Genomic DNA, 24,325 nt, shown 5'->3' with positions numbered 1-24,325 from the left:
GTGGCGTTAGCCAGGGGTGCGAGTGCGGGGCCGCGATGCTGTCTTGCGACTGGCGGCTGGTTCGGGCGCATCCTGCTCCTGCGGGGCTCGCGCAGGTTCGGCGCCGCCAATGCGGCGCTCGCGCAGATGGGCCTTCGCGCGCTGCAGGCCCGCGGCGACGGTGTCGGCGCGTTCGAGCGCCACGCCGGCCGCAAGCACGTCGCCGAGCACGAGGTGGCAGATGCGCGAGGTCATCGGCGTATAGACCTCGCTGTCCTCTTCCACATCCGAAAACACGCAGACGTCGGCCAGCTTCGCGAGTGGCGAGCCGCTGTGCGTGAGCGCCAGCACGCTCGCGCCGCTGGAGCGGGCCAGCGTGGCGGCGGTCAGCATGTCCCACGTACGTCCGCTGTTCGACACCAGCACCGCCACGTCGCCCGGGCCGAGCAGCGCGGCGGACATGCTGAATACGTGTGGATCGGAGTAAGCCGTGGTGGGCATGCCCAGCCGGAAGAACTTGTGCTGGATGTCGAGCGCGACAATGCCGGAATTGCCACAGCCGTAGAACTCGATGCGGCGCGCACTGGCCAGCAGGCGGATGCCGTGCTCGATCTGGTCCGCCGACAGCGCATTGCGCACGCTCATCAGCGTGGCGATGGTGCGGTCGAACACCTTGCCGGCAATGTCGGCCGGGCCGTCTTCGGCCTTCACGTCCTGGTGGACGAACGGCGTGCCGCCGCCGACGTTCTGCGCGAACTGCAGCTTGAATTCGCGGAAGCCGTCGTAGCCCAGCGCCGCGCAGAATCGCGCGATGGTCGGCTGTGACACGCCGGCGCGCTCGGCCAGCTCCGGCATCGAAAGCCGGATCACGCTGGCACCGTGGCGGGCCACATAGTCGGCCAGGCGGCGTTCGGACGGGCGGAGCGTGTCGTAGACGGCAAGGATTCGGTCGCGCATGACGGTGGCGGGTGTCGCGGGCATAAATGGGAATGTAGATATTCTACAATCCGGAGGGCTGCGGAACACAGTTGATTCTGGGGTTCTGTGGCTAGGGATTTCCCGAATTCAAGGCGATTTTTGAGCAATTGTGATGTAAGCAAGGCTGCGCTCAGGGTTTTGGTGTCGCTATAATGTAGAAAATCTACATGCCGGAGGCGGTTGGCCCGCCCGGGTTTCCTAAAGGAACGTTCATCCATGCCCCACGCCGTCCATGCCGAAATCCTTGCCGTGACCCGGCGCATCACCGAGCGCAGCCGCGCCAGCCGCGCCGCCTACCTGGCGCGCTGCGAACGCGCGCAGGCTGAGCTAGGTCCATTGCGCGGCCTGTCGTGCGCCAACCTCGCGCACGGCTTTGCCGCGCTGCCGGCGCACGACAAGCTCAAGCTGCGCGTCGAACACGCGCCGAATCTTGGCATCGTCACGGCCTACAACGACATGCTGTCGGCGCACCAGCCGTACGAGCGCTACCCCGGCGTGATCCGCGAAGCCGCGCGCGCGGTCGGTGCGGTGGCGCAGGTGGCCGGCGGCGTGCCGGCGATGTGCGACGGCATCACGCAGGGCAACCCCGGCATGGAGCTGTCGCTGTTTTCGCGTGATGCGATCGCCATGAGCACGGCGGTCTCGCTCTCGCACAACACGTTCGACGCGGCGGTGATGCTCGGCGTATGCGACAAGATCGTGCCCGGCCTCGTCATGGGCGCGCTGCAGTTCGGCCACTTGCCCGTCGTGTTCGTGCCGGCCGGGCCGATGGCGAGCGGCCTGCCGAACAAGGAAAAGGCGCGCGTGCGCCAGCTTTATGCGACCGGCCAGGTCGGCCGCGAAGCCTTGCTCGAAGCTGAATGCGAGGCGTACCACAGTGCCGGCACCTGCACGTTCTACGGCACTGCCAACAGCAACCAGTTCCTGATGGAAATCATGGGCCTGCACCTGCCCGGTGCGGCCTTCGTTCACCCGGACAGCGGTTTGCGCGATGCACTGACTGCGGCAGCGGCGCAGCGCGCGCTGGCGCTGTCGGCGCGCGGCACTGAATACATGCCGATGGCGCGCATCGTCGACGAGCGCGCCATCGTCAATGCAATGGTCGGCCTGCTGGCCACTGGCGGCTCTACCAACCACACCATCCACCTGGTCGCCATGGCGCGCGCCGCGGGCGTGCTGATCGACTGGGACGATTTCGACCGGTTGTCCGGCATCACGCCGCTGCTTGCGCGCGTGTATCCGAACGGCTCGGCGGACGTGAACCATTTCCATGCGGCGGGCGGCACGGGCTTCGTGATCGGCCAGCTTCTGGAGGCCGGTCTCCTGCACGAGGACGTGCAGACCGTCGTCGGCCCGGGTCTCGCGCGCTACACGCAGGAGCCCGTGCTTGCCGATGGCGTGCTGCGCTGGCGCGATGGCGCCAGCACCAGCGGCGACGCCCAGGTGCTGGCCACGGCGGCGGAGCCGTTCTCCGCCGAGGGCGGCCTGCGCCTGATGCAGGGCAATCTCGGGCGCGGTGTGATCAAGGTGTCCGCCGTGGCACCGGAGCATCGCGTGGTGGAGGCGCCGGCGCGCGTGTTCGATTCGCAGGAGGCGCTGCAGGCGGCCTTCGAGGCAGGCGAGCTCAACGGCGACGTGGTGGCCGTGGTGCGCTTCCAGGGGCCCAACGCCAACGGCATGCCCGAGTTGCATCGCCTCACGCCTGTGCTTGGTGCGCTGCAGGACGCCGGCCACAGCGTCGCGCTGGTGACGGACGGGCGTATGTCCGGTGCATCCGGCAAGGTGCCCGCAGTGATCCACGTCGGCCCCGAGGCGCTGGCTGGCGGCCCGCTGGCCCGGGTGCGCGACGGCGACCGCGTACGGGTGGACGCCGTTGCCGGTACGCTCGAATGGCTCGGCGACCCGGCCGAATTCGCTGCGCGCCCGATTTCGCCGGCGCCGGACGATGGCTTCGCGCAGTTCAGCGTCGGCCGCGGCCTGTTCGGCCTGTTCCGGCGCCACGCGCGCAAGGCGGAAGAGGGCGGCAGCGCACTCGACCTGTCCGAAGCCGATGCCGTTCCCGCGGCGGCGCATTCCGTCGCACAATAGTCGGGCCTGGGGCCCGTTTCACCCGCATTTTTCGATTCCCCGGGCGGCGCAGCCGCCGTCCGGCACCTGCGCGCCGTTTGCCGGCGCGCGGGCTACCGACAAGGATGGGGAAAACCATCCGACACCATGATCGATGGAGCAGACATGATCTATATCCTGATGGGCGTTTCCGGCAGCGGCAAGTCGACGGTCGGCGAACTGCTCGCGAAACGCCTGGGCTGCGCTTTCCATGACGCGGACGAATTCCACAGCGCCGCGAACAAGGCCAAGATGCATGCCGGCATCCCGCTTACGGACGAAGACCGCTGGCCGTGGCTCGCGGCCATGCGCGCCGCCATCGATGCCGCCCGCGCCGAAGGCCGCACCCACGTGTTCACCTGTTCGGCGCTGCGCCAGGTCTACCGCGACCGCCTGACGCCGCCGGACGGCGGCGTGGTCTTTGTCTACATGAAGGGCGACGCGCAGCTGATCGGCTCGCGCCTGTCCGCGCGCACGGACCACTTCTTCAACCCCGCGCTGCTGGAAAGCCAGCTCGAGACGCTGGAAGAACCCCACGGCGCGCTCGTGCTCGATATCCGGCAGTCGCCGGAAGCGCTGGTGCAGGCCATCCTCGGCGACGGCGAGCGGCACCGCGTCGCCGCCGCGCGCTGAAGCTGCGGCGCACCGCCTGCCGGGACGTTGGCAGGCATCTTGCTTAACCCGTTTCCGTGCTGCGCAACCGCAGAAGCTTGCGGCTTTCGCTGGCACAAGTATGCTGAAAGGGCCAGTCACTCGACAGCTGTACAGCCAGGAAAAACAAGGGGGCGGCGATTCCGGCGGGAGGCCGGCAGGCCAGGCGACCAGGACGCCCCCCATTTCACGGAGGGAAGGGCCATCATGGCGGCGCGCTTTTTCGACGAGATGCTGGATTGGCGGGATGGCGATACCCCGATCATCCAGGCGGGGCAGGCATTGCCGGGCGGTGTGGTACGGCCGCACTACCGGCACTTCACGGACTGGCTGGCGCGGCAGTCCGAGAACACGATGGCCAACAAGCGCGCCGAGGCGGACCTGATTTTCCGGCGCGTGGGCATTACCTTCGCGGTCTACGGCGACAAGGACGAATCCAACAGCGGCACCGAACGGACCATTCCGTTCGACGTGATCCCGCGCATCTTTCCGGCCAGCGAGTGGGCCACGCTGGAAAAGGGCCTGCGCCAGCGCGTGGCCGCGCTGAACCGCTTCATCCACGACATCTACCACGGGCAGGACATCATCCGCGCGGGCGTGATCCCGCCGGACCAGATCTACAACAACGCCCAGTATCGTCCCGAGATGCTCGGCGTCGACGTGCCGCGCGACATCTATGCGCACGTGGCCGGCATCGACGTGGTGCGCGCCGGCGAGGGCGAGTTCTACGTGCTCGAGGACAACCTGCGCGTGCCGTCAGGCGTGTCGTACATGCTCGAGAACCGCAAGATGATGATGCGCTTGTTCCCGGACCTGTTCGCGCGCAACCGCGTGGCGCCGGTCGCGCACTATCCCGATCTGCTGCTCGACATGCTGCGCGGCGTCTCGCCGCAGGCCATCACCGACCCGACCGTGGTGGTGCTGACGCCGGGCATGTACAACTCCGCGTACTTCGAGCACGCGTTCCTCGCGCAGCAGATGGGCGTGGAACTCGTGGAGGGCAGCGACCTGTTCGTCGAGGACGACCACCTCTTCATGCGCACCACGCAGGGCCCGCAGCGCATCGACGTGATCTACCGGCGCGTGGATGACGACTTCCTCGACCCGCTCGTGTTCCGGCCCGATTCCGCGCTCGGCGCGGCTGGCCTGTTGTCGGTCTATCGCGCGGGCAACGTGACCATCTCCAACGCCATCGGCACGGGCGTGGCCGACGACAAGTCGATCTACCCGTACGTGCCCGACATGATCCGCTTCTACCTCGGCGAAGAGGCCATCCTCAACAACGTGCCGACGTATATGTGCCGGCGCCCGGATGACCTGCAGTACGTGCTCGACAACATGGCGGACCTGGTGGTGAAGGAAACGCACGGCGCGGGCGGCTACGGCATGCTGGTGGGCCCAGCGGCAACGCGCGCGGAGATCGATACCTTCCGCGAAGTCGTGAAGTCGCGGCCGGAGCAGTACATCGCGCAGCCGACGCTGGCGTTGTCGACGTGTCCGACGTATGTGGAGTCGGGCATTGCGCCGCGCCACATCGACCTGCGTCCGTTCGTGCTGTCGGGGCGCGAGGTGCGCATGGTGCCGGGCGGCCTCACTCGCGTAGCACTGCGCGAAGGCTCGCTCGTGGTGAATTCCTCGCAGGGCGGGGGGACCAAGGACACGTGGGTGCTGGAGCGCTGAACGCGCCCGCCGCCAGGACCGCATTGCGAGGAGAAACCAACATGCTGAGCCGCACCGCCGACCATCTGTTCTGGATGGCGCGCTATACCGAACGCGCGGAGAACACCGCGCGCATGCTGGACGTCAACTACCAGACCTCGCTGCTGCCGCAGTCCGCGGAAGTGGCCGAACAGGGCTGGTGGGCCATGCTTGATATCTCAGAGCTGACCAACGCATTCGACCACAAATATGGGCTGCTCACGCGCGACGACGTGATTGATTTCATGGTGCGCGACATGACCAATCCGTCATCGATCATGAGCTGCCTGCGCGCGGCGCGCGAGAACGCGCGCGCCGTGCGCGGTTCGCTGACCACGGAGGTCTGGGAAACCGTCAACACCACGTGGCTTGACGTGCAGCGCCTGATCGCGGACGGCGAGTTGCAGGAAGACCCGTCGCGTTTCTTCGAATGGGTCAAGTTCCGTTCGCACCTCGCGCGCGGCGTGCAGTTCGGCACCATGCTGAAGGACGATGCCTTCCACTTCATGCGCCTCGGCACGTTCCTGGAACGCGCGGACAACACCGCGCGGATACTCGACGTGAAATTCCAGGCGTCGGGCAGCGACGACAGCGATCCGAACCGCGAGCAGAACGACTTTTATCACTGGGCGGCGGTACTGCGTTCGGTGTCGGGCTTCGAGGTCTACCGCAAGGTTTACCGCGCGGTGATCACGCCGCAGCGCGTGGCCGAGCTGCTGATCCTGCGCCCGGACATGCCGCGTTCGCTGGTGTCGAGCATGGACGAGGTCGTGGCGATCCTGGCGATGGTCCGCAACCAGCAATCGGAGGAGACCGAGCGGCAGGCTGGTAAACTCCATGCCGACCTGAAATTTGCCCGCATCGACGACATCTTTGCCGTCGGCCTGCACGCCTTCCTCACGAGCTTCCTGGAGCGCATCGGCGACATCGGCAACGGCATCAGCCGTGATTTCCTGGTGCCGCTTTTGGCGGCCTAGGCGCCGTGAACGCCGCAAGGAGGGCCTTATGTGCAGCAGTCGTCGCCGCGGCCCTCCGAACACTGTGAAATACAAGATCCACCACCAGACCGTCTACCGCTATGCGGAGCCGGTGCGGCGCAGCGTGCACGAGTTGCGGCTGGCGCCGCGCTCGGGCCCGCTGCAGGCCGTCAAGGCCTGGGAGCTGCAGACGCCTGGCACCCTGTCCGAGGCGCGTGACGGCTTCGGTAATATCGTCCACAACTTTACTGTCAGCGGCCCGGCCGACACGATTGCGATTACGGCGGTCGGCGAGGTACAGGTGAACCTGCAGCAGGGCAGTGGCGGACCTGACAGCCACCACGCGTTCCGCGATGCACCGGCCAGTGGTGAATCGCGCGTGTCGCCGCTGTACTTTGTCGGTGGTACGCCACTCACATCGGCTCCGCCCGAAATGCAGGCCTTTGCCGCGCCGTTCCTGGCAGCAGGGCATGAAGTGCCGGCGCTGCTCGCGCTGGCCGACGGCATTGCCGAACGCGTGCGGTATGCGGCGAACACCACGCACGTTGGCACTTCCGCGGCGGAAGCCTTCCGCCTCGGCAGCGGCGTGTGCCAGGACCAGGCGCAGGTCATGGTCGCCGCTTGCCGCGCGTTCGGTATCCCGGCGCGCTATGTGAGCGGATACTTCTATGACCCGGCCGCTACGGAACTGGCTAGCCATGCGTGGGCCGATGTGTGCCTCGATGCCGCCAACGACTTGTGGTGCAGCATCGACGTGACGCACCGTTGCGTAACGGACCACCGCCACGTGCGACTGGCCGTTGGGCGCGACTATCAGTCGGCCGCACCAGTGCGGGGCATTCTCGAAGGTGGCAGCGGGGAGACGCTGCAGGTGAATATTGCTATTTGCCCGGTTGTTGATTGATGTGATGCGCGATGCGCCAATGAGGGGCGGGTTTGTCCCTTTTGTGGTGCTTTGGTTGGTTGGTTTGGTGGGGGCTTCGTGCTTGGCGGGCGCCGCTGTTTCGCACCGGCGTAGCCGGCGAGTCACTTTTGTCCGAGCGACAAAAGTAACCAAAAACGCGTTTTGGTTGCCCCAAAGGGGCGAATTTTTATCGTAGTGTGCCAGGGGTGTTGTACGGGTATGGGCTTCAGAGTCAGTCAGGCTGCCTGCCGCGTGGGGCACCACCGTGAGTGGGAATACCGCGCTGATTGAACGAGCCCTGCAAGCGTCTGTGGCCCCTGCTGCGAGCAATATCGTGTGATCGCCTTCGGCTGCGCTGCGCGCAGAGCCCTAGTCTGAGCACGCAGGCCCAGGGCAAATCAGGCCCGGGTGAAGATGCCGCGCTTGCATGCGCGCAGAAAAAGGAAATCTGGACTCGGGCGCCGGCGACGCTGATGAGCTGGCACCCAGACTACGCCGTGCGCGCAGCGCAGCCGAAGGCGTCCCACCACTGACCGTGTTGAAACGCTGTACCCGAGTCCGTCTTGGGGATCGTCCAAAAGTCGTGCCGCGCCAGGCACAGGTTCTGACTCACATGGCGTAGCAGGTTGGAACGGCCGACCACCATCGCAGGCGTCCAAAGCCGTTTGAACGACTGCCACCGTGGAATTGATGGCCAGCGGCAACGACGCGCTTTTTGGTTACTTTTTGTCGCTCGGACAAAAAGTGACTCGCCGGCTACGCCGGCGAAACAGCGCCGCCAGCCAAGAGCGACAAACCGCCTCATCGCCCTAAACCGCCCATGCCCTCCCCAATATCCCCTCACACGATATACCCTCCGGCAGCATCCCAAAAATCCTCCCCCACTGCCCATCGAACCGGCTCGCGATAAACGCATCGGCCATGGCCTGCGGCGCATGCTCGCGCAGCAGGCGCGCCTGCACCAGCAACACTAACTGCTGGGCATGGCGCCGCGCCTGCCCTTCCAGATCAGGTTTGCCCAGCGCATCAGCCAGCCCGGCCACCTGCGCGCGCAGCGGCGCCTCGCCGGAAAGCCCGTCATGCAGATCGCCGAGCAACGCATGCATGGCATCAGGCTCGCGGCTGACCGCGCGCAGCATGTCGAGCGCCATCACATTGCCTGAGCCTTCCCAGATCGAGATCACCGGCGTTTCGCGATAGAGCCGGCCCGCAGGGCTTTCCTCCATGTAGCCATTGCCGCCGAACACTTCCATGGCTTCAGCCGACAATTCGATGCTGCGCTTCGCGACCCACAGCTTGGCCGCGGGCGTGACGATGCGCTGGTACGCGCGCTGCAGCGGGTCTTGCGCCGCCTGCGCGAACGCTTCGGTCAGGCGCATCATCAACTGCGTGGCGGCTTCGCTTTCCAGCGCCATGTCGGCAAGCACATTGCGCATCAACGGCTGTTCGATCAGGCGCTTGCCAAACGCGCTGCGGCTGCGCGTATGGTGCAGCGACTGCACCAGGCACTGCCGGATCAGGCCGGCGCTGCCCATCACGCAGTTCAGGCGCGTGTAGGTGGCCATCTCGATGATGGTCGGCACGCCGCGGCCTTCCTCGCCGATCATGCGGCCCCACGCGCCATGGAACTCGACTTCGCTGCTGGAGTTGGAGCGGTTGCCGATCTTGTCCTTGAGGCGCTGGATATGGATGGCGTTCTTGCTGCCGTCCGGGCGATAGCGTGGCACGAAGAAGCAGGCCAGGCCGCTCTCGGTACGCGCCACGACAAGATGCGCATCGCACATCGGCGCGGAGAAGAACCACTTGTGGCCCGTGATCTCGTACTCGCCGCCGCGGCCTTCGCCCCGCATCGGCACGGCGCGCGTGCTGTTGGCGCGCACATCGGAGCCGCCTTGCTTTTCTGTCATGCCCATACCGACCAGGATCGAGTCTTTCTGCTCGAGCGGGATGTCGCGCGCATCGTACTTGCGCGAGTAGAGCTTGGGCGCCAGTTGCGCGAACAGCTCTGGCTCTTTCTGCAGCACCGGGATACACGCGAACGTCATCGAGTTCGGACATTGCGAGCCCGCTTCAATCTGCCCGTGCATCGAGAAGCCGGCGGCATAGGCGGCCCAAGCGCCGGGGCGCGGATCGGAGAACGGTTGCGATACCAGGTTCTGCTCGCGCGCCATCCGCATTACGCCGTGCCAGGCCGGGTGGAACTCGACGCGGTCGATGCGGCGGCCCTGGCGGTCGTGGGTATGCAGTTCGGGCTTGAAGTGGTTGGCGTCCTCGGCCATGCGCAGCGTTTCGGCGCAGCCCAGGCGCGCACCGTAGGCCGCGAGTTCGGCCTCGTGCCCGGCGCCGCCGGCGCGCCGCACGGCCTCCTGCAGGGCGATGTCGGTGGTGTAGACGTTATAATCGTGCAGCTCTGTCACCACGTTGGTGACTTCGTGCGTGCCCTCGTACATATGCGTGTCTCCGGTGGAATGGCAGCCCGTGCATGGCAGCCTGCATGGCCAACGAGTATAAAAACGAGCCTGCCCGACGGTGTTCGGGTTTTGCAGAGATGAAGCCAGCGCCCCCCAGTGCTCCTGATCGTCCGCAGCGACGCAAGCCGGCCCAGTCGCGTGCCCGGGCCACCGCCCATGCCATTCGCGAAGCGTTTGTCCGGCTGCTCGTCGAAAAGGGCTATGACAAGGTCAGCATCCGTCAGGTGATCGCGCTGGCAGGCGTGGGCATCGGCAGCTTCTACGAATACTTCTCCAGCAAGGAAGCGCTGGCTGCGGTCTGCATCCACCTGCGCGTCAAGGAAATTGCCGCGGCGATGAGCGCCAGCATCGATGCCACGCGCGACCGGCCGTTGCCCGATCGCGTCGATGCCTTGCTGCAGGCCCAGTGCGCGGCGCCGCTGGCCGAACCCGAACAGTGGACGGCCTTGTTCCTGCTGGAGCGCAAGGTGTCCGGAGTGGAGGCATTCCGGAGCCTTTACGCCGAATACGTGCAACTCTGGGAAGCGGCGCTGAGCGCCGGCAGCGACTGGCCCGCAGGTGCCGCGATAGCCGAAGCTGCCTTTGCCGCGCATGCGATGACCTACAGCCTGGTTTCCCAGTCGCTGATGACGTCGGCGCGGCCGCCCGATCCGCAGGCCATGCAGCGCATGCTGCGCACCGCGGTGCATGGTTACCTGTCCGTGATGGCGCCGCTGGCCTACCGGATGCACCGGTTTGACGCCTGAGCCAAGCCGGTAAAGCGCTCCCGGCCCCAAATCCGAACACTGACTCGAAACCGGCGATGCCGGCGCCCGCAGCCCGGCGCGGGGCGCTAGAATTCCCGCTGCGACTCCGCTCGGTTCCGAGTGAACCCGACAAGACCATGACCTACTGTGTTGCCATGCGGCTCGATGCCGGCCTGGTGTTCCTTTCCGACTCACGCACCAATGCTGGTGTCGATGCGATTTCCACCGCGCGCAAGATGACCGTGTTCGAAGAGCCCGGCGACCGCGTGATGGTGCTGATGACCGCCGGCAATCTCGCCATCAGCCAGTCGGTGCGCCAGTGCCTGGTCGAAGGGCGGGACGAAAAACGCTCGCTGTGGACCGCGCGCGATATGTTCGAAGCCACGTCCATCGTCGGCGAGGCCGTGCGCCAGGTGCACAAGCGCGATGCCCACGCGCTGCGCGATGCCGGGATCGAGTTCAACGTCAGCCTGATTTTCGGCGGCCAGATCCGCGGCGAGCGCATGCGCTTGTTCAATGTCTACGCGGCCGGCAATTTCGTCGAGGCCACGCCCGAGAACTGCTTTTTCCAGATCGGCGAGGCCAAGTACGGCAAGCCGATCCTGGACCGCGTGGTGCATCCGTCGCTGCCGCTCGGCGAAGCCGCCAAATGCGCGCTGATCTCGATGGATTCCACGCTCAAGTCGAATATTTCGGTGGGTTTGCCGCTGGACCTGATGGTCTATGAGGCCGATGCGCTTCGGGTGACGCGCTTTGTCAACATCGACGAAAGGAACGCCTACTTCCGCATGATCCGCGATACGTGGGGCCAGCGGCTGCGCCAGGTGTTCGGTGAGATCAACGATCCCGAATGGGATGCTTCCCGCGACGCGGAGTTTCCGCTTGCGCGTACGGACGAAGTCGATCGCTGGGGCCAGCCGGTGCGCGCCACGCGCGAGCGTTCGCGCACGCAAGACTGAGCCGGGCAGGGCAATGCGCGACATCATTCATTTTTCCCATGCCAATGGCTTCCCGGTGCCGACGTACCGCAAACTGTTCGCCGAACTCGAGGGCGACTTCGAATTTCGCGCGGTGGAGCGCTACGGGCACCGTCCCGAATTCCCGGTGACGCGCGGCTGGCCGTATCTGGTGGAAGAGCTGCTGGATTCGCTGGAGCGCCAGTACCGCGAGCCGGTGTGGCTGGTGGGGCATTCGCTAGGTGGCTTCCTGTCGCTGATGGCCGCGCTGCGGCGTCCGGAGTGGGTGCGCGGCGTGGTGATGCTCGATTCGCCGATCATCGCCGGCTGGCGCGCGTCGTTGCTCAAGACCGCGCAACTGTTCGGCATGGACGAGAAGCCGGGGCCGGCCGCGGTGACCAAGAACCGCCGTACGCACTGGCCCGATGCCGAGGCGGTGTGGGAGCACTTTCGCTCCAAGCCGAACTTTGCAGTCTGGGATCAGGACATGCTGCGCGACTACACGCTGCACGGCACCGAGCCGACCGGCAAGGACGACGAACGGCAGCTCCGCTTCAATCGCGAGGTGGAGTACTGGATCTATCGCACACTGCCGACCAGCCTTGGCCGCAAGGTCGCGCGCGGTGCGCCGGTACCGGTCGGCTTCGTTGCCGGTACGCGTTCGAAGGAGGTCCGGCAATGTGGTCTTGACGCAACGCGCAAGCTGGTTGGCGAGAACCTGCGCTTCATCGAGGGCGGCCATCTTTACCCGATGGAGCGGCCGCAGGAGACGGCGCAACTGGTCCGCGAACTGATCGCGGCGATGCGGCGCGACGGGCGCTGAAGTGCAAGCGGCGCATGCGCCGCAGCCGTTCCGACAGGCGTGTCGCCGGGCGGCGGTGTCACAATTTGCGGGCGTTCGGCAGCCGGGGTCTCATGTATAATCCTAATTTCCCCGGCAAGCTCGGTTTATGACCAAATTCGTCTTCGTCACCGGTGGCGTCGTCTCTTCTCTCGGCAAGGGCATCGCTGCCGCCTCGCTCGCGGCTATTCTCGAGTCGCGCGGCCTCAAAGTCACCCTCCTCAAGCTAGATCCCTACATCAACGTCGATCCCGGCACGATGAGCCCCTTCCAGCATGGCGAGGTGTTTGTCACGGAAGACGGTGCGGAAACCGACCTTGATCTCGGCCACTACGAGCGTTTCGTCTCGGCCAAGATGCGCAAGTCGAACAATTTCACCACGGGCCAGATCTACGAATCGGTGATCCGCAAGGAGCGCCGCGGCGAATACCTGGGCAAGACCGTGCAGGTGATCCCGCATATCACCAACGAGATCCAGGCCTTTATCGAGCGTGGCGCTGCCGCTTCGCATGAAGGCAAGGCTGACGTGGCGCTGGTGGAAATCGGCGGCACCGTGGGTGACATCGAATCGCTGCCGTTCCTGGAAGCCGCGCGCCAGATGAGCCTGCGCATGGGCCGCAACCGCTGCGCGTTCGTGCACCTGACCCTGGTGCCGTTCATTGCCAGCGCCGGCGAGCTGAAGACCAAGCCGACCCAGCACTCGGTGCAGAAGCTGCGTGAAATCGGCATTTCGCCGACCGCGCTGCTGTGCCGCGCCGACCGCCCGATCCCGGACGACGAGCGCGCCAAGATTTCGCTGTTCGCCAACATCCCGCAAGACGCCGTGATTTCGGTGTGGGATGCCGACAGCATCTACAAGATCCCGCAGATGCTCAACGAGCAGGGCCTGGACCGCCTGATCTGCGAAGAACTGCGCCTGGACCCGAAGCCGGCCGACCTGTCGATGTGGCAGAAGCTGGTGAATGCGCAGGAAAACCCGCAGCACGAGATCACCATCGGCATGGTTGGCAAGTACGTCGACCTGACCGAGTCGTACAAGTCGCTGATCGAGGCGCTGCGCCACGCCGGCATGCACACCGCCACCCGCGTGAACATCGAGTACATCGATTCCGAGGAACTGGAATCGGGCCATCTCGAAGTGCTGGCCCCGCTGGACGCCATTCTGGTGCCGGGCGGTTTCGGCAAGCGCGGCACGGAAGGCAAGATCCGCGCAATCCAGTACGCCCGCGAGAACAAGGTTCCGTACCTGGGCATCTGCCTGGGCATGCAGCTGGCCGTGATCGAGTTTGCCCGCCACGTGGCTGGCATGGGTGACGCCAACTCGACCGAGTTCAACCTGGAAACCGAGCATCCGGTGGTCGCGCTGATCACCGAGTGGATGGACCGCGAAGGCAAGGTCGAGCAGCGTTCGGCCGATTCCGACCTGGGCGGCACCATGCGCCTGGGTGCGCAGCGTGTGCCGGTGAAGGAAGGTACCAAGGCCGCGTCGATCTACGGCGCCGAGGTCAACGAGCGCCACCGTCACCGCTACGAGGTCAACAACCACTATGTGCCGACGCTCGAAAACGCCGGCATGGTGATTTCGGCCCGTACCCCGACCGAGAACCTGCCCGAGATGATGGAACTGCCGGTGTCGATGCACCCGTGGTTCGTCGGCGTGCAGTTCCACCCGGAATTCACCTCCACGCCGCGTGACGGCCATCCGCTGTTCAAGGCCTACGTCGAAGCTGCGCTGGCTGGCCAGCAACGCAAGGGCGCCTGAAGCCGGGCGCCGAGCAGGAGACTGTCATGAAACTCTGCGGATTCGAGGTTGGCCTCGACAAGCCGTTCTTCCTGATTGCCGGCCCGTGCGTGATCGAGTCGGAACAGATGGCGCTGGATACCGCCGGCGAGCTCAAGGCCATCACCAGCGAGCTGGGCATCCCGTTCATCTACAAGTCGTCGTTCGACAAGGCCAACCGCTCGTCGGGCAAGTCGTTCCGCGGCCTGGGCATGGAAAAGGGCCTGGAGATCCTGGCGACCGTGAAGCGCGAGATCGGGGTGCCGGTGCTGACCGACATCCATGAGATCGACGAGATCAAGCCTGTCGCGGCCGTCGTCGACGTGCTGCAGACGCCGGCGTTCCTGTGCCGCCAGACGGATTTCATCCGCGCATGCGCCCAGAGCGGCAAGCCGGTGAACATCAAGAAGGGCCAGTTCCTCGCGCCGCACGACATGAAGAACGTGATCGACAAGGCCCGCGACGCCGCGCGCGACGCCGGCCTGCCCGACGACGTGTTCATGGCCTGCGAGCGTGGCGTTTCGTTTGGCTATAACAACCTGGTCTCAGACATGCGCTCGCTCGCGATCATGCGCGAGACCGGCGCCCCCGTGGTGTTCGATGCCACCCACTCGGTGCAGTTGCCGGGCGGGCAGGGCACCAGCTCGGGCGGCCAGCGCGAGTTCGTGCCTGTGCTGTCGCGTGCCGCCGTGGCCACCGGCATCGCCGGCCTATTCATGGAAACGCACCCGGACCCGAACAAGGCCATGTCCGATGGCCCCAACGCGGTGCCGCTGTCGCGCATGAAGGAGCTGCTGGCCGTGCTCAGGGATCTGGACGCGCTGACCAAGCGCGCCGGCTTCCTCGAGGACAACTTCGGCTGGCCGGCCTGCGCCTGAGCAGGCCCCGGTTGTCACGGCCGCTGACCCGGCCGTGACAAACCGTATCGAAAGACAATACAAAACATCGGGAGATACAGCATGGCCGCGGGCTTTATCATCGCGTACGTCGACGTAACCGACCCCCAGCAGTACGAGGAATACAAGGTGCTCTCCAGCAAGGCCATGCAGCTCCATGGTGCGGAAGTGCTGGTGCGCGGCGGCAAGGCCGAAAACCTCGAGGGCGAATGGTCGCCGACCCGTGTTGTCGTGCTGAAATTCCCGAGCGTCGAAGCTGCCAAGGCCTTCCATGACGGGGAGGCCTATCGCGCTGCCCGCAAGGCACGCGAGCATGCGGCGCGCATGAACATGATCGTGGTCGAGGGTGTGGCCTGAGCCGGCCAGTCCTGTCGAACCCTTTTCAGGCGCGTGACATCGCCCTGACACACGGGCAGGTTGCAGTAATCAGCAGCAGCAAGAATCAACAGTCAGAGAGGAATTCATGAGTGCAATCGTAGATATCATCGGTCGCGAGGTTCTCGACTCGCGTGGCAATCCCACCGTCGAATGCGACGTGCTGCTGGAATCCGGCGTGATGGGCCGTGCGGCAGTGCCGTCGGGCGCGTCGACCGGTTCGCGCGAAGCCATCGAGCTGCGTGACGGCGACAAGAGCCGCTACCTGGGCAAGGGCGTGCTGAAGGCCGTCGAGCACATCAACACCGAGATCTCCGAAGCCATCATGGGCCTGGACGCTTCCGAGCAGGCCTTCCTGGACCGCACGCTGATCGACCTGGACGGCACCGAGAACAAGAGCCGCCTGGGCGCCAACGCCATGCTGGCCGTGTCGATGGCTGTGGCCAAGGCCGCTGCCGAAGAAGCCGGCCTGCCGCTGTACCGCTACTTCGGCGGTTCGGGCGCCATGCAGATGCCGGTGCCGATGATGAACATCGTCAACGGCGGCGCGCACGCCAACAACAGCCTGGATATCCAGGAATTCATGGTCATGCCGGTGTCGGCGACCAGCTTCCGTGAAGCGCTGCGCTGCGGCGCCGAGGTCTTCCACGCGCTGAAGAAGATCCTGGCCGACAAGGGCATGTCCACCGCCGTGGGCGACGAAGGCGGCTTCGCCCCGAACTTCTCGTCGAACGAAGAGTGCCTGAACACCATCGTCCAGGCCGTCGAGAAGGCCGGCTACCGCATGGGCGAGGACGTGCTGCTGGCGCTGGACTGCGCCGCGAGCGAGTTCTACCACGAAGCCGAAGACGTCTACGTGCTGGAAGGCGAAGGCCTGAAGCTGTCGTCGACGCAGTTCGCCGACTACCTGGCCAACCTGTGCGACAAGTTCCCGATCGTGTCGATCGAGGACGGCATGGCCGAAGGCGACTGGGACGGCTGGAAGACGCTGACCGACAAGCTCGGCAAGCGCGTGCAGCTGGTCGGCGACGACCTGTTCGTGACCAACACGAAGATCCTGAAGGAAGGCATCGACAAGGGCATCGGCAACTCGATCCTGATCAAGATCAACCAGATCGGTACGCTGACCGAGACGTTTGCCGCCATCGAAATGGCCAAGCGCGCCGGCTACACCGCCGTGATCTCGCACCGTTCGGGCGAGACCGAGGACAGCACGATTGCTGACATCGCCGTCGGTACCAACGCCGGCCAGATCAAGACCGGCTCGCTGTCGCGTTCGGACCGTATCTCGAAGTACAACCAGCTGCTGCGCATCGAGGAAGACCTCGGCGATATCGCCAGCTACCCGGGCAAGAGCGCGTTCTACAACCTGCGCTGAGCCCAGCCGGGCGCCTGACACGCCCCTGACGGCGGCGGCACGGATTGCATCCGGCCGCCGCCGTTGTTGTATCCGGATTTGTATCGAAATCTGGCCAGCATTGCCTTATGGCCCGAGTTCGCTGATCATTGTGCGGAAATTTCTGTCCGCCACGCCTCATGCGCCTGATTTCTTTGCTGTTGTTCGTGCTGCTGCTCGCCATCCAGTATCCGCTCTGGCTTGGCAAGGGCGGTTGGCTCCGCGTCTGGGAACTCAACCGGCAGGTGCAGGAGCAGGCCACGCGCAACCAGACGCTGAAGCTGCGCAATGCCAAACTGGAAGGGGAGGTGAAGGACCTGCAGGATGGCACGGGCGCCATCGAGGAGCGCGCCCGCTACGAGCTGGGCATGGTGAAGGACGGCGAAGTCTTCGTGCAGTTCGTCGCGCCGGCGCCCAAGGTCAGCGCCACGCCGCCCCTGCCTCCGCCGCCGAATTCGCCGGCCGCCACGGGCCGGCACTAAGCACTGGCGGACCGGCTTTGCGCCGGCCGTCCTGCCGCCTTACCACCAGTACGGGTAGCCGCCCCAATAGCCAGGTGAGCTGAAACCGACGCCAGCGCCCCAGTGGCCGCCACCCCAGCCTCCGTAGAACAGATTCCAGTTGACATTCGGGTAGGCGTAGGCCGAGCGGTAAGCGGCCTCGTAGGCCTGCTGCTGCCGGATGGCGGCTTCCTGGTCGCGCAGGATCTGCTGGTTCAGGGCGTCGAGCTGTTGCATCTGCTCGACCGTGATCGGTGCGGTCGTCGCGGCATCCGGGGCCAGACGCGCCGTGGCGGGGGTTCCGTTGAGATCACGTGGCACCGGCGCGGCACAGCCGCCGGCCAGCAGCGCGGCTGCCAGCAAGGTTGGCAGGGCAGGCAGGGAGCGAGTGAAGCGGGCGGCGGACATGGCAGCAACAAGTGGCAGGTCGGAACGTCTGGCGCCGGCCATGGGCAGGGCGCCATTTGCTAACAGCTTAGCTGTTGGACTTGCGCCCTGCAGGGTGGTTCGCACCCGACATGCTTGCTATGCCGCCGGCCAAGCCGGCGGTTTCCGGCTCAGTGGTGGTGATGGGCGCCTTCGCCGGCGCCGGTGGCCACGTGGGCCGGCGTGAACAGCTGGGCGCAGTCCACGGCATCGAATTCGTAGCGCTGGCCGCAGAAATCGCAATGGATTTCCACATGGCCGCGCTCGGCCACGATGCCGTCGATCTCTTCCTGGCCCAGCGACTGCAGCATGCCCGCCACCTTGGCGCGCGAGCACGAGCAATGGAAATGGGGGGTCATCGGCTCGAACACGCGCAGGCCGGCGTCTTGCAGGTCTTCCCAGAACAGCCGGCGCAGCAGCGTGTCCGGCGTCTCGGTCAGCAGCTCATCCGATTTCAGCGTGTTGCCAAGCTGGCACGCACGATCCCACGTATCGAGGTCCTGCGCACGGCTCTCGCCCGACAGGGCAGCACCGGTCTCGCCGACTTCCTGCGTGCCGCCGTAAGACGGCAGCTTCTGCAGCAGCATGCCCGCTGCGGCGTGGTCGTCCGCGGCCAGCCACAGGCGCGTGTCGAGCTGTTCGGACGCCTGCATGTAGTGTTCCAGCACGGCGCTCATCGACGCCAGCGGACCGTGCGCGTCGGACAGCGGCACGATGCCCTGGTACGGCTGCTGGCCCGGCAGCTTGTCCTTCGGATCGAGCGTGATGGCGAAGCGGCCGTGGCCGTGGACATTGACGAGGTCGGCCAGCGTGGCGTCATCGGCAATCTGCACGCCTTCGGCCAGCTTGGCCGTGGCGCGCATCGACAGGTCGGACAGGCACTCCACCACCAACATGCGCACCGGGCCGTCGCCGTGCAGTTGCATCACGAGCGCGCCGTTGAACTTGAGGTTCGCCGACAGCAGCGCGGCGGCCGCCATCATCTCGCCGAGCACGCGCCGCACGGGCGCGGGATAGGCGTGGCGGTTCAGCACTTCGCGCCAGGTGGCTTCCATGCGGACCAGTTCGCCGCGCACGGGGGCCGCGTCGAACAGGAATTTCTGCAGGGTGTCGGTAGTGGTCGTATCAGTCACAATAATCTGTCTGTCAATCGGTTGTAGCTGCCGCGGCGCGTGTCAGTCGATCCGCTTGAGCTGTTGCTTGTACATGGCCTGACGCGTGGCGTAAGTCTCGGCGTTGCGGTACAGGTTGGCCACGTCCTGGTCGGTCAGTTCGCGCACGACCTTGGCCGGCGCGCCGAGGATCAGCGAGCGGTCCGGGAACACCTTGCCTTCGGTTACCACGGCGCCCGCGCCGACCAGGCATTCCTTGCCGATCACGGCGCGGTTCAGCACCACGGCCTGGATGCCGATCAGCGAGCCTTCGCCCACGGTGCAGCCGTGCAGCATGGCCTGGTGGCCGATGGAAACCTTGTCGCCCAGCGTCAGCGGGCAGCCCGGGTCGACGTGCAGCACGGAGCCTTCCTGGATGTTGGTGTCCACGCCGACCACGATCGGTTCGTTGTCGCCCCGGATGACGACGCCCGGCCATGCACTGGCGCGCGACTTCATGGTCACGTTGCCGATGATGGTGGCTTCGGGAGCCACATAGGCGTCCTGGTCGATATTGGGAACGAGTTCGCCGAGCTGGTACAGCGCCATGGAATCTCCTGCACGAAGGTAGTTATCTGGGGATTGCCGCCGGTCTTTAAAGAGCGCCGGAGAATTGCCGCGGGGCCGGCCAGGGTGCCGGCACGCCGCATACGGGGCCGGGCAGCGCCCGGCGTGGCTCTACAATGGCGGCAGACCGGATTTTACGCCCATGCCAGAGATTTCACCCGCCGCCCGTTTGCCCGATCCTCCACAAACGCTGCGCCGGCAGGCGCTTGATGTACTTTGCCTGACCGATGCGCGGGACAAGGCCGCTGCGGCGCGCGCGCTTTTCCGAGGCGTCGCGGAGGCTGACGAAGGCATTCTGGGCACGAAAGACCACATGGAGGCCGCGCTTCCCATCCCCGGCCGCCCGGCGCGTCCCGAACTGGTGCCGCCGCAACGCGTGGAACGCCGTCGCTCACTGCATACCGACGCCGGCCGCGCTGCCCTGATCCACGCGCTCTGCCATATCGAGTTCAACGCCATCAACCTCGCGCTCGATGCCGTGTGGCGCTTCGCCGGCATGCCCGCGGACTATTACCGTGACTGGCTGCGCGTCGCCGACGAGGAAGCGTTCCATTTCACGCTGCTGGCCGACCATCTCGGCACGCTGGGATTTGCCTACGGTGATTTTCCGGCCCACAACAGCCTGTGGGAGATGTGCGACCGCACGGCAGGGGATGTGCTGGCGCGCATGGCGCTGGTGCCGCGTACGCTGGAGGCACGCGGGCTCGATGCCTCGCCGCCGGTGCGCGCCAAGCTGGCCGGTGCCGGCGACCAGGCGGCCGCGGCCATCATCGACATCATCCTGCGTGATGAAGTCGGGCATGTGGCGATCGGCAACCGCTGGTACCGCTGGCTGTGCGAGCAGCGCGGACTGAATCCGGTATCGACCTATGCTGCACTGGCGCAGCAGCACCGCGCGCCGAAGCTGCGCGGACCGTTCAACCTCGATGCGCGCCGCGCAGCCGGCTTCGACGAGGATGAACTGGCGTGGCTGGAGGCATCGGCCGGCTAACGCTTGCTGCCAGCGCGTTCCTGCTCCATCAGCCTGAGCACGCGCCGCTGCACCTTGCCGGTCGTCGTCATCGGCAACTGGTCGATGAACTCGATCTTCTTCGGATACTCGTAAGGCGCAAGTTGGCCGCGCACATGCTCCTGCAGTGCGGTCACCAGCGCCGCGTCGCTGTCGAACGAGCGCGCCACCGAAGGCGTCAGCACGATGAACGCCTTGACCACCGCGCCGCGCTCGGGGTCAGGCGACGGCACCACCGCGCAGTTCGACACGGCCGGATGCTTGAGCAGGCAGTTCTCGATCTCGCTCGGGCCGATGCGGTAACCCGACGACTTGAACACATCGTCGGCACGGCCCTGGTACCACAGGTAGCCGTCGGCATCGACGCGCGCCATGTCGCCAGTGCGGCACCAGCGCAGGCCGTCGCGCTCCACATAGCGCGCGGCGGTGGCCGCTTCGTTTTTCCAGTAGCCGAGGAAAAACACCGGATCGGGGTGGCCATGGATGTCGGTGGCACAGACGGCGACCTCTCCGTCCTCGCCGGGGGCGCACGGCCTGCCTTCGTCATCGATGACCTGTACCCGATGGCCCGGATAGGGCCGCCCCATCGATCCGGCGCGCGCGGGCCAGCCCAGGCGCGCTTCGTCATGCTGGGCCGTGCAGTTGCCGACGATGTAGTTGATCTCGGTCTGCCCGAACATCTCGTTGACGACCACGCCCATGGCATCGTGGCACCATGTGAACACCGTTTCGCCGACCGCCTCGCCGGCGCTCATCAGCGCGCGCAGCTTCAGCGTGTAGCGCTGCCGTGGTTCAGGGCAGGCCTTCATCATCTGCTTGAGCGCTGTCGGAAACAGGAAGGTATTGGTGACGCCGTAGCGTTCCAGCAGTTCGAACGCGCGTTCGGCCGTGAATCGGCTCTGGTAGCCGACGATCGATTTGCCGAAGTAGAGCGCCGGCATCAGCGCATCCCACAATCCGCCGGTCCACGCCCAGTCGGCCGGGCTCCAGAACACGTCGTCGTCCTGCGGATACCAGTTCTGCGAGCACACGAAGCCGGGCAGGTTGCCGATCAGCGCGCGGTGCGGGATCACCGCGCCTTTGGGCGGCCCTGTGGTGCCGCTGGTGTAGATCAGCACGGCGGCTTCGTCGGCCTTGGTCTGCGCGGCCGTGAAGGTCGGCAGTTGCGCGGCCAGCAGGATGTCCCAGTCGTGATTGCCACGTCCCCGTGCATCGCCGGCGGCAATCACGGTGGCGAGCGTCGGGCATTCCGGGCGCGCGGCGAGCACGTTGTCGATCGAGGTCTCGTCGGCAATCGCCACGATGGCTTCGCTGTGGCTGATGCGATAAGCCAGCGCCTCAGGCCCGAACAGCATCGACAGCGGCGTGGCGATGGCGCCAAGCTGGGAAATCGCCATGTACGCAATGGCGGTCTCGATCCGTTGCGGCATTACGATAGCAACGCGGTCGCCGCGCTGTACGCGGAGCTCCTGCAGCGCCGCAGACAGCCGGTTGGCTTCGGCCTGCAGGTACGCATAGCTGAACGCGTCGCGGCGCCCGTCCTCGTGCTCGGTGTAGACCGCGATGCGGTCCGCGGTGGCCGGGTCGCGTGCCCAGCGGCCGCAGCAGGCTTCGGCCAGGTTGAAGTGCTCGGGCACGTGCCAGCGGAAAGAATCGTAGAGCGCCTGGTAGTCATCGCGCCGGCTTGCCGGCAGGGCCGCTGCAGCCATGTAGCTGTCTCCTTGAGAGTCTCGTTATAATTCTGCGAACGGTCGTTCTATTTTGTGCGGGCTTCCGCGCCGGCCCCCAAACTCCGTGCAAGGATGAGAAGAACCGCAACCAGGGGAGACACATGACAATCAAGGAAACCTCGCGCTCTGAATTTATCACGTTGCGCGGCCTGCGCTACCACGTGCGCCAGTGGGGCACGCCGGGCGCGCCGAAGCTGTTCATGCTGCATGGCTGGATGGACGTGGCGGCATCGTTCCAGTTCCTCGTGGACTGCCTGGAACGTGACTGGCACGTGATCGCGCCCGACTGGCGCGGCTTTGGCGAGACCGACTGGCCGACGCGCTACCCGGGCACCGGGTCCTACTGGTTTGCCGACTACCTTGCTGACCTGGAGGCGTTGCTCGACCACTACCAGCCCGACGGGCAGGTCGATCTTGTGGGCCACAGCATGGGTGCCAACGTGTCCTGCCTGTATGCGGGCATCCGGCCCGAACGCGTGCGCCGCGTGGTGGATCTCGAAGGGTTTGGCTTGACGCAGACGCGCGCCGAGCAGGCGCCGAAACGCTATGCGCGCTGGCTCGACGAACTGCGCCAGAAGCCCGAACTGCGTACCTACGACGATGTGAGCGGCGTGGCGGCGCGGCTGCAGAAGACCAATCCGCGCCTGCCCGATGACCGCGCCGCGTTCCTGGCCGAGCATTGGTCGCGCCGCAATGAAGCAGGGCAGTGGGAAATCCTCGGCGATTCGGCGCACAAGCTGGTGAATCCGGTGCTGTACCGGGTCGACGAGGTGATGGCGATCTGGGCGCAAGTCAGCGCGCCGGTGCTGCATGTGGAGGCGCGTGACTCGGCGACGTTGCGCCATATTGCCCACAAGCAGACGCTTGAAGAATTCCGCGAGCGTTTCCGCGCGTTCCGCGATTTCCGCGAGGCCGTGATCGACGACGCGGGCCATATGCTGCACCACGACCAGCCCGCCGCGGTGGCGGCGCTGATCGAATCGTTCATTGCCTGACGCAGGCCGCGCGCCTCAGGCGTGCGTGAGCTTTTCCTTGAGCGCCGCGTTGTTGCTGGTGTGCACGTGCACCAGCGACTTCTGCGGAAACGCGTAGTGATAGGCCTTGCGCAAGGCCAGCGCGGCTTCGTGAAAGCCGGACAGGATGAGCTTCTGCTTGTTGGCGTAATACGCGATGTCGCCGGCAGCGAAGATGCCGCGCCGCGAGCTTTCGTACGTCGTGGTGTCCACCAGGATGCGGCCGGCGCGCATGTCCATGTCCCACTGTGCGATCGGGCCCGGCTCCGACACCAGTCCGTAGAGCGCCACGAGTTCGTCGGCGGGCAGGGTCTGCACGCCGTCGCGGCTGCGGACTTCGATCTCCGAGAGTGCCGCATGGTCGCCGTCGCCAGAAGTCTTGAGCGCGCCGAGCATGCCGACGACGAAGTCCATTTCGCCGGCTTCCACGGCCGCGCGCATTTCCGCCACGGTGCCATCGGCCGCGCGGAAGCCCTCGCGCCGGTGCAATAGCGTCACGCGCGCGGCGACCTTGCGCAGGGCCAGCGCCCAGTCGAGCGCGGAGTCTCCGCCGCCCGCCACCACCACGCGCTTGCCTGCAAAGCGCGACACATCGCGCACCGCATAGTGCACGTGGCGGCCTTCGAGCGCCGGTGCTTCCGGTAGCGATACCCGTTGCGGCGCAAACGCGCCAGCGCCGGCACAGACCAGCACGGCGGCCACGTCGAAGCGCTTGCCGCTGTCGGTCGTTACCAGCAGGCGCGGATGGCCGTCGCCCTGCGCGGGCAGCACTTCGGCCACGCCTTCAGCGCGCTGGTTGAAGTGCATCGGAAAGGCAAACGGCGCGCATTGTTCGAGCAGGCGGTCGACCAGGTCCTGGGCCAGGCAGCCCGGCACGGCCGGAATATCGTAGATCGGCTTCTCGGGGTACAGCTCCGTGCATTGGCCCCCGGCGCGATCGAGCACGTCGATCAGCTCGCATTTCAGGCCGAGCACGCCGGCCTGGAACGCGGCGAACAGGCCGACCGGGCCCGCGCCCACGATCAGCACGTCGGTAGTGGTGGTGTCGGCGATGCCGGGCAGGGCAGTGGTGTTGTCGGTGGACATTGGCGGGTGCGGCGAGGAGATTCCAAAACCCGACTATACCGCGCGGACGGCGCCATCTTCCCGACGCCAGCGTTGCCGGCAAGGGCTTT

At 66.0% G+C, this 24,325-nt stretch carries 22 protein-coding genes; 15 read left to right on the top strand and 7 right to left on the bottom strand.

From position 1 onward, the window contains the following. Positions 1-6: 6 nt before the first annotated feature. The gene (locus tag KHO41_RS00980; RefSeq protein WP_211951443.1) at positions 7-936 is read right to left on the bottom strand and encodes a MurR/RpiR family transcriptional regulator; all 930 of its coding nucleotides are present in this window, start codon (positions 934-936) and stop codon (positions 7-9) included. Positions 937-1,173: 237 nt separating this feature from the next. Between KHO41_RS00980 and edd the strand changes: the two genes are divergently transcribed. The 5 genes from edd (at position 1,174) to KHO41_RS00955 (ending at position 7,293) form a co-directional block, all read left to right on the top strand. Then, on the top strand, positions 1,174-3,045 hold the full coding sequence (edd, locus tag KHO41_RS00975) for a phosphogluconate dehydratase (protein ID WP_211951442.1): 1,872 nt from the start codon (positions 1,174-1,176) through the stop codon (positions 3,043-3,045). A gap of 144 nt (positions 3,046-3,189) precedes the next feature. Next, complete coding sequence (locus KHO41_RS00970; protein WP_211951441.1) at positions 3,190-3,696, top strand: gluconokinase; 507 nt, start codon at positions 3,190-3,192, stop codon at positions 3,694-3,696. Between the two features lie 225 nt (positions 3,697-3,921). Next, a complete protein-coding gene (locus KHO41_RS00965; RefSeq protein ID WP_211951440.1) occupies positions 3,922-5,394 on the top strand; it encodes a circularly permuted type 2 ATP-grasp protein in 1,473 nt (490 codons plus the stop codon). A gap of 41 nt (positions 5,395-5,435) precedes the next feature. Then, positions 5,436-6,389 carry an alpha-E domain-containing protein gene (locus KHO41_RS00960; protein WP_211951439.1) on the top strand — a complete coding sequence of 318 codons (954 nt, stop codon included), beginning with the start codon at positions 5,436-5,438 and terminating at the stop codon, positions 6,387-6,389. Positions 6,390-6,453: 64 nt separating this feature from the next. Further along, positions 6,454-7,293 carry a transglutaminase family protein gene (locus tag KHO41_RS00955; RefSeq protein WP_211951438.1) on the top strand — a complete coding sequence of 280 codons (840 nt, stop codon included), beginning with the start codon at positions 6,454-6,456 and terminating at the stop codon, positions 7,291-7,293. 809 nt (positions 7,294-8,102) lie between these two features. Here KHO41_RS00955 and KHO41_RS00950 read toward each other — a convergent pair. Further along, on the bottom strand, positions 8,103-9,743 hold the full coding sequence (locus tag KHO41_RS00950) for an acyl-CoA dehydrogenase family protein (RefSeq protein WP_211951437.1): 1,641 nt from the start codon (positions 9,741-9,743) through the stop codon (positions 8,103-8,105). Between the two features lie 98 nt (positions 9,744-9,841). Between KHO41_RS00950 and KHO41_RS00945 the strand changes: the two genes are divergently transcribed. The 8 genes from KHO41_RS00945 to ftsB all read left to right on the top strand — a co-directional run bounded on the left by KHO41_RS00945 (position 9,842) and on the right by ftsB (position 17,236). Continuing rightward, positions 9,842-10,510 (top strand): TetR/AcrR family transcriptional regulator, encoded by a 669-nt coding sequence (locus KHO41_RS00945; RefSeq protein WP_211951436.1) that lies wholly within the window; start codon positions 9,842-9,844, stop codon positions 10,508-10,510. 137 nt (positions 10,511-10,647) lie between these two features. Beyond that, complete coding sequence (locus KHO41_RS00940) at positions 10,648-11,469, top strand: peptidase (protein WP_211951435.1); 822 nt, start codon at positions 10,648-10,650, stop codon at positions 11,467-11,469. A 13-nt stretch (positions 11,470-11,482) separates the two neighbouring features. Beyond that, positions 11,483-12,289, top strand: coding sequence for an alpha/beta fold hydrolase (locus KHO41_RS00935; protein WP_211951434.1), 807 nt, complete (start codon positions 11,483-11,485; stop codon positions 12,287-12,289). 127 nt (positions 12,290-12,416) lie between these two features. After that, complete coding sequence (locus KHO41_RS00930; protein ID WP_211951433.1) at positions 12,417-14,069, top strand: CTP synthase; 1,653 nt, start codon at positions 12,417-12,419, stop codon at positions 14,067-14,069. Positions 14,070-14,095: 26 nt separating this feature from the next. Continuing rightward, complete coding sequence (kdsA, locus tag KHO41_RS00925) at positions 14,096-14,965, top strand: 3-deoxy-8-phosphooctulonate synthase (protein ID WP_211951432.1); 870 nt, start codon at positions 14,096-14,098, stop codon at positions 14,963-14,965. Positions 14,966-15,046: 81 nt separating this feature from the next. Further along, positions 15,047-15,340, top strand: a complete 294-nt coding sequence (locus KHO41_RS00920) for a DUF1330 domain-containing protein (RefSeq protein ID WP_211951431.1) — start codon at positions 15,047-15,049, stop codon at positions 15,338-15,340. A gap of 106 nt (positions 15,341-15,446) precedes the next feature. Continuing rightward, a complete protein-coding gene (eno, locus tag KHO41_RS00915) occupies positions 15,447-16,736 on the top strand; it encodes a phosphopyruvate hydratase (RefSeq protein WP_011297273.1) in 1,290 nt (429 codons plus the stop codon). Positions 16,737-16,894: 158 nt separating this feature from the next. After that, entirely contained in the window at positions 16,895-17,236 is a 342-nt protein-coding gene (ftsB, locus tag KHO41_RS00910) for a cell division protein FtsB (RefSeq protein ID WP_211951430.1), read from the top strand. A 39-nt stretch (positions 17,237-17,275) separates the two neighbouring features. Here the strand turns inward: ftsB and KHO41_RS00905 are convergent, their stop codons facing one another. From KHO41_RS00905 to KHO41_RS00895, 3 genes are all read right to left on the bottom strand, one after another. Beyond that, positions 17,276-17,704: a hypothetical protein gene (locus tag KHO41_RS00905; RefSeq protein ID WP_376988959.1), complete on the bottom strand. Its 429-nt coding sequence runs from the start codon at positions 17,702-17,704 to the stop codon at positions 17,276-17,278. A 107-nt stretch (positions 17,705-17,811) separates the two neighbouring features. Beyond that, positions 17,812-18,813 (bottom strand): Hsp33 family molecular chaperone HslO, encoded by a 1,002-nt coding sequence (gene hslO / locus KHO41_RS00900; RefSeq protein ID WP_211951429.1) that lies wholly within the window; start codon positions 18,811-18,813, stop codon positions 17,812-17,814. A gap of 42 nt (positions 18,814-18,855) precedes the next feature. Then, a complete protein-coding gene (locus KHO41_RS00895) occupies positions 18,856-19,380 on the bottom strand; it encodes a gamma carbonic anhydrase family protein (RefSeq protein ID WP_011297277.1) in 525 nt (174 codons plus the stop codon). Positions 19,381-19,540: 160 nt separating this feature from the next. Between KHO41_RS00895 and KHO41_RS00890 the strand changes: the two genes are divergently transcribed. Continuing rightward, a complete protein-coding gene (locus KHO41_RS00890; protein WP_211951428.1) occupies positions 19,541-20,389 on the top strand; it encodes a ferritin-like domain-containing protein in 849 nt (282 codons plus the stop codon). Here KHO41_RS00890 and KHO41_RS00885 read toward each other — a convergent pair. After that, a complete protein-coding gene (locus KHO41_RS00885) occupies positions 20,386-22,116 on the bottom strand; it encodes an acyl-CoA synthetase (protein ID WP_211951427.1) in 1,731 nt (576 codons plus the stop codon). The genes KHO41_RS00890 and KHO41_RS00885 overlap by 4 nt on opposite strands. 122 nt (positions 22,117-22,238) lie before the next feature. On the opposite strand from KHO41_RS00885, the gene KHO41_RS00880 reads away from it, so the two are divergent. Beyond that, entirely contained in the window at positions 22,239-23,132 is an 894-nt protein-coding gene (locus KHO41_RS00880; RefSeq protein ID WP_211951426.1) for an alpha/beta fold hydrolase, read from the top strand. Positions 23,133-23,147: 15 nt separating this feature from the next. Here the strand turns inward: KHO41_RS00880 and KHO41_RS00875 are convergent, their stop codons facing one another. Further along, positions 23,148-24,236, bottom strand: coding sequence for an NAD(P)/FAD-dependent oxidoreductase (locus KHO41_RS00875; protein WP_211951425.1), 1,089 nt, complete (start codon positions 24,234-24,236; stop codon positions 23,148-23,150). Positions 24,237-24,325 lie beyond the last annotated feature (89 nt).

This window comes from Cupriavidus numazuensis (assembly GCF_905397435.1).
GTDB lineage: Bacteria > Pseudomonadota > Gammaproteobacteria > Burkholderiales > Burkholderiaceae > Cupriavidus > Cupriavidus numazuensis.
This window is presented reverse-complemented; position numbering and strand designations above follow the sequence as displayed.

Coding starts and splice junctions, on each gene's coding strand:
- KHO41_RS00890 (WP_211951428.1), top strand. CDS start 19,541: ATGCCAGAGATTTCACCCGCCGCCCGTTTGCCCGATCCTCCACAAACG.
- KHO41_RS00950 (WP_211951437.1), bottom strand. CDS start 9,743: ATGTACGAGGGCACGCACGAAGTCACCAACGTGGTGACAGAGCTGCAC.
- KHO41_RS00875 (WP_211951425.1), bottom strand. CDS start 24,236: ATGTCCACCGACAACACCACTGCCCTGCCCGGCATCGCCGACACCACC.
- KHO41_RS00905 (WP_376988959.1), bottom strand. CDS start 17,704: ATGGCCGGCGCCAGACGTTCCGACCTGCCACTTGTTGCTGCCATGTCC.
- KHO41_RS00895 (WP_011297277.1), bottom strand. CDS start 19,380: ATGGCGCTGTACCAGCTCGGCGAACTCGTTCCCAATATCGACCAGGAC.
- KHO41_RS00935 (WP_211951434.1), top strand. CDS start 11,483: ATGCGCGACATCATTCATTTTTCCCATGCCAATGGCTTCCCGGTGCCG.
- KHO41_RS00980 (WP_211951443.1), bottom strand. CDS start 936: ATGCGCGACCGAATCCTTGCCGTCTACGACACGCTCCGCCCGTCCGAA.
- eno (WP_011297273.1), top strand. CDS start 15,447: ATGAGTGCAATCGTAGATATCATCGGTCGCGAGGTTCTCGACTCGCGT.
- kdsA (WP_211951432.1), top strand. CDS start 14,096: ATGAAACTCTGCGGATTCGAGGTTGGCCTCGACAAGCCGTTCTTCCTG.
- KHO41_RS00945 (WP_211951436.1), top strand. CDS start 9,842: ATGAAGCCAGCGCCCCCCAGTGCTCCTGATCGTCCGCAGCGACGCAAG.
- KHO41_RS00965 (WP_211951440.1), top strand. CDS start 3,922: ATGGCGGCGCGCTTTTTCGACGAGATGCTGGATTGGCGGGATGGCGAT.
- KHO41_RS00880 (WP_211951426.1), top strand. CDS start 22,239: ATGACAATCAAGGAAACCTCGCGCTCTGAATTTATCACGTTGCGCGGC.
- KHO41_RS00940 (WP_211951435.1), top strand. CDS start 10,648: ATGACCTACTGTGTTGCCATGCGGCTCGATGCCGGCCTGGTGTTCCTT.
- KHO41_RS00920 (WP_211951431.1), top strand. CDS start 15,047: ATGGCCGCGGGCTTTATCATCGCGTACGTCGACGTAACCGACCCCCAG.
- KHO41_RS00885 (WP_211951427.1), bottom strand. CDS start 22,116: ATGGCTGCAGCGGCCCTGCCGGCAAGCCGGCGCGATGACTACCAGGCG.
- KHO41_RS00960 (WP_211951439.1), top strand. CDS start 5,436: ATGCTGAGCCGCACCGCCGACCATCTGTTCTGGATGGCGCGCTATACC.
- KHO41_RS00970 (WP_211951441.1), top strand. CDS start 3,190: ATGATCTATATCCTGATGGGCGTTTCCGGCAGCGGCAAGTCGACGGTC.
- KHO41_RS00930 (WP_211951433.1), top strand. CDS start 12,417: ATGACCAAATTCGTCTTCGTCACCGGTGGCGTCGTCTCTTCTCTCGGC.
- edd (WP_211951442.1), top strand. CDS start 1,174: ATGCCCCACGCCGTCCATGCCGAAATCCTTGCCGTGACCCGGCGCATC.
- ftsB (WP_211951430.1), top strand. CDS start 16,895: ATGCGCCTGATTTCTTTGCTGTTGTTCGTGCTGCTGCTCGCCATCCAG.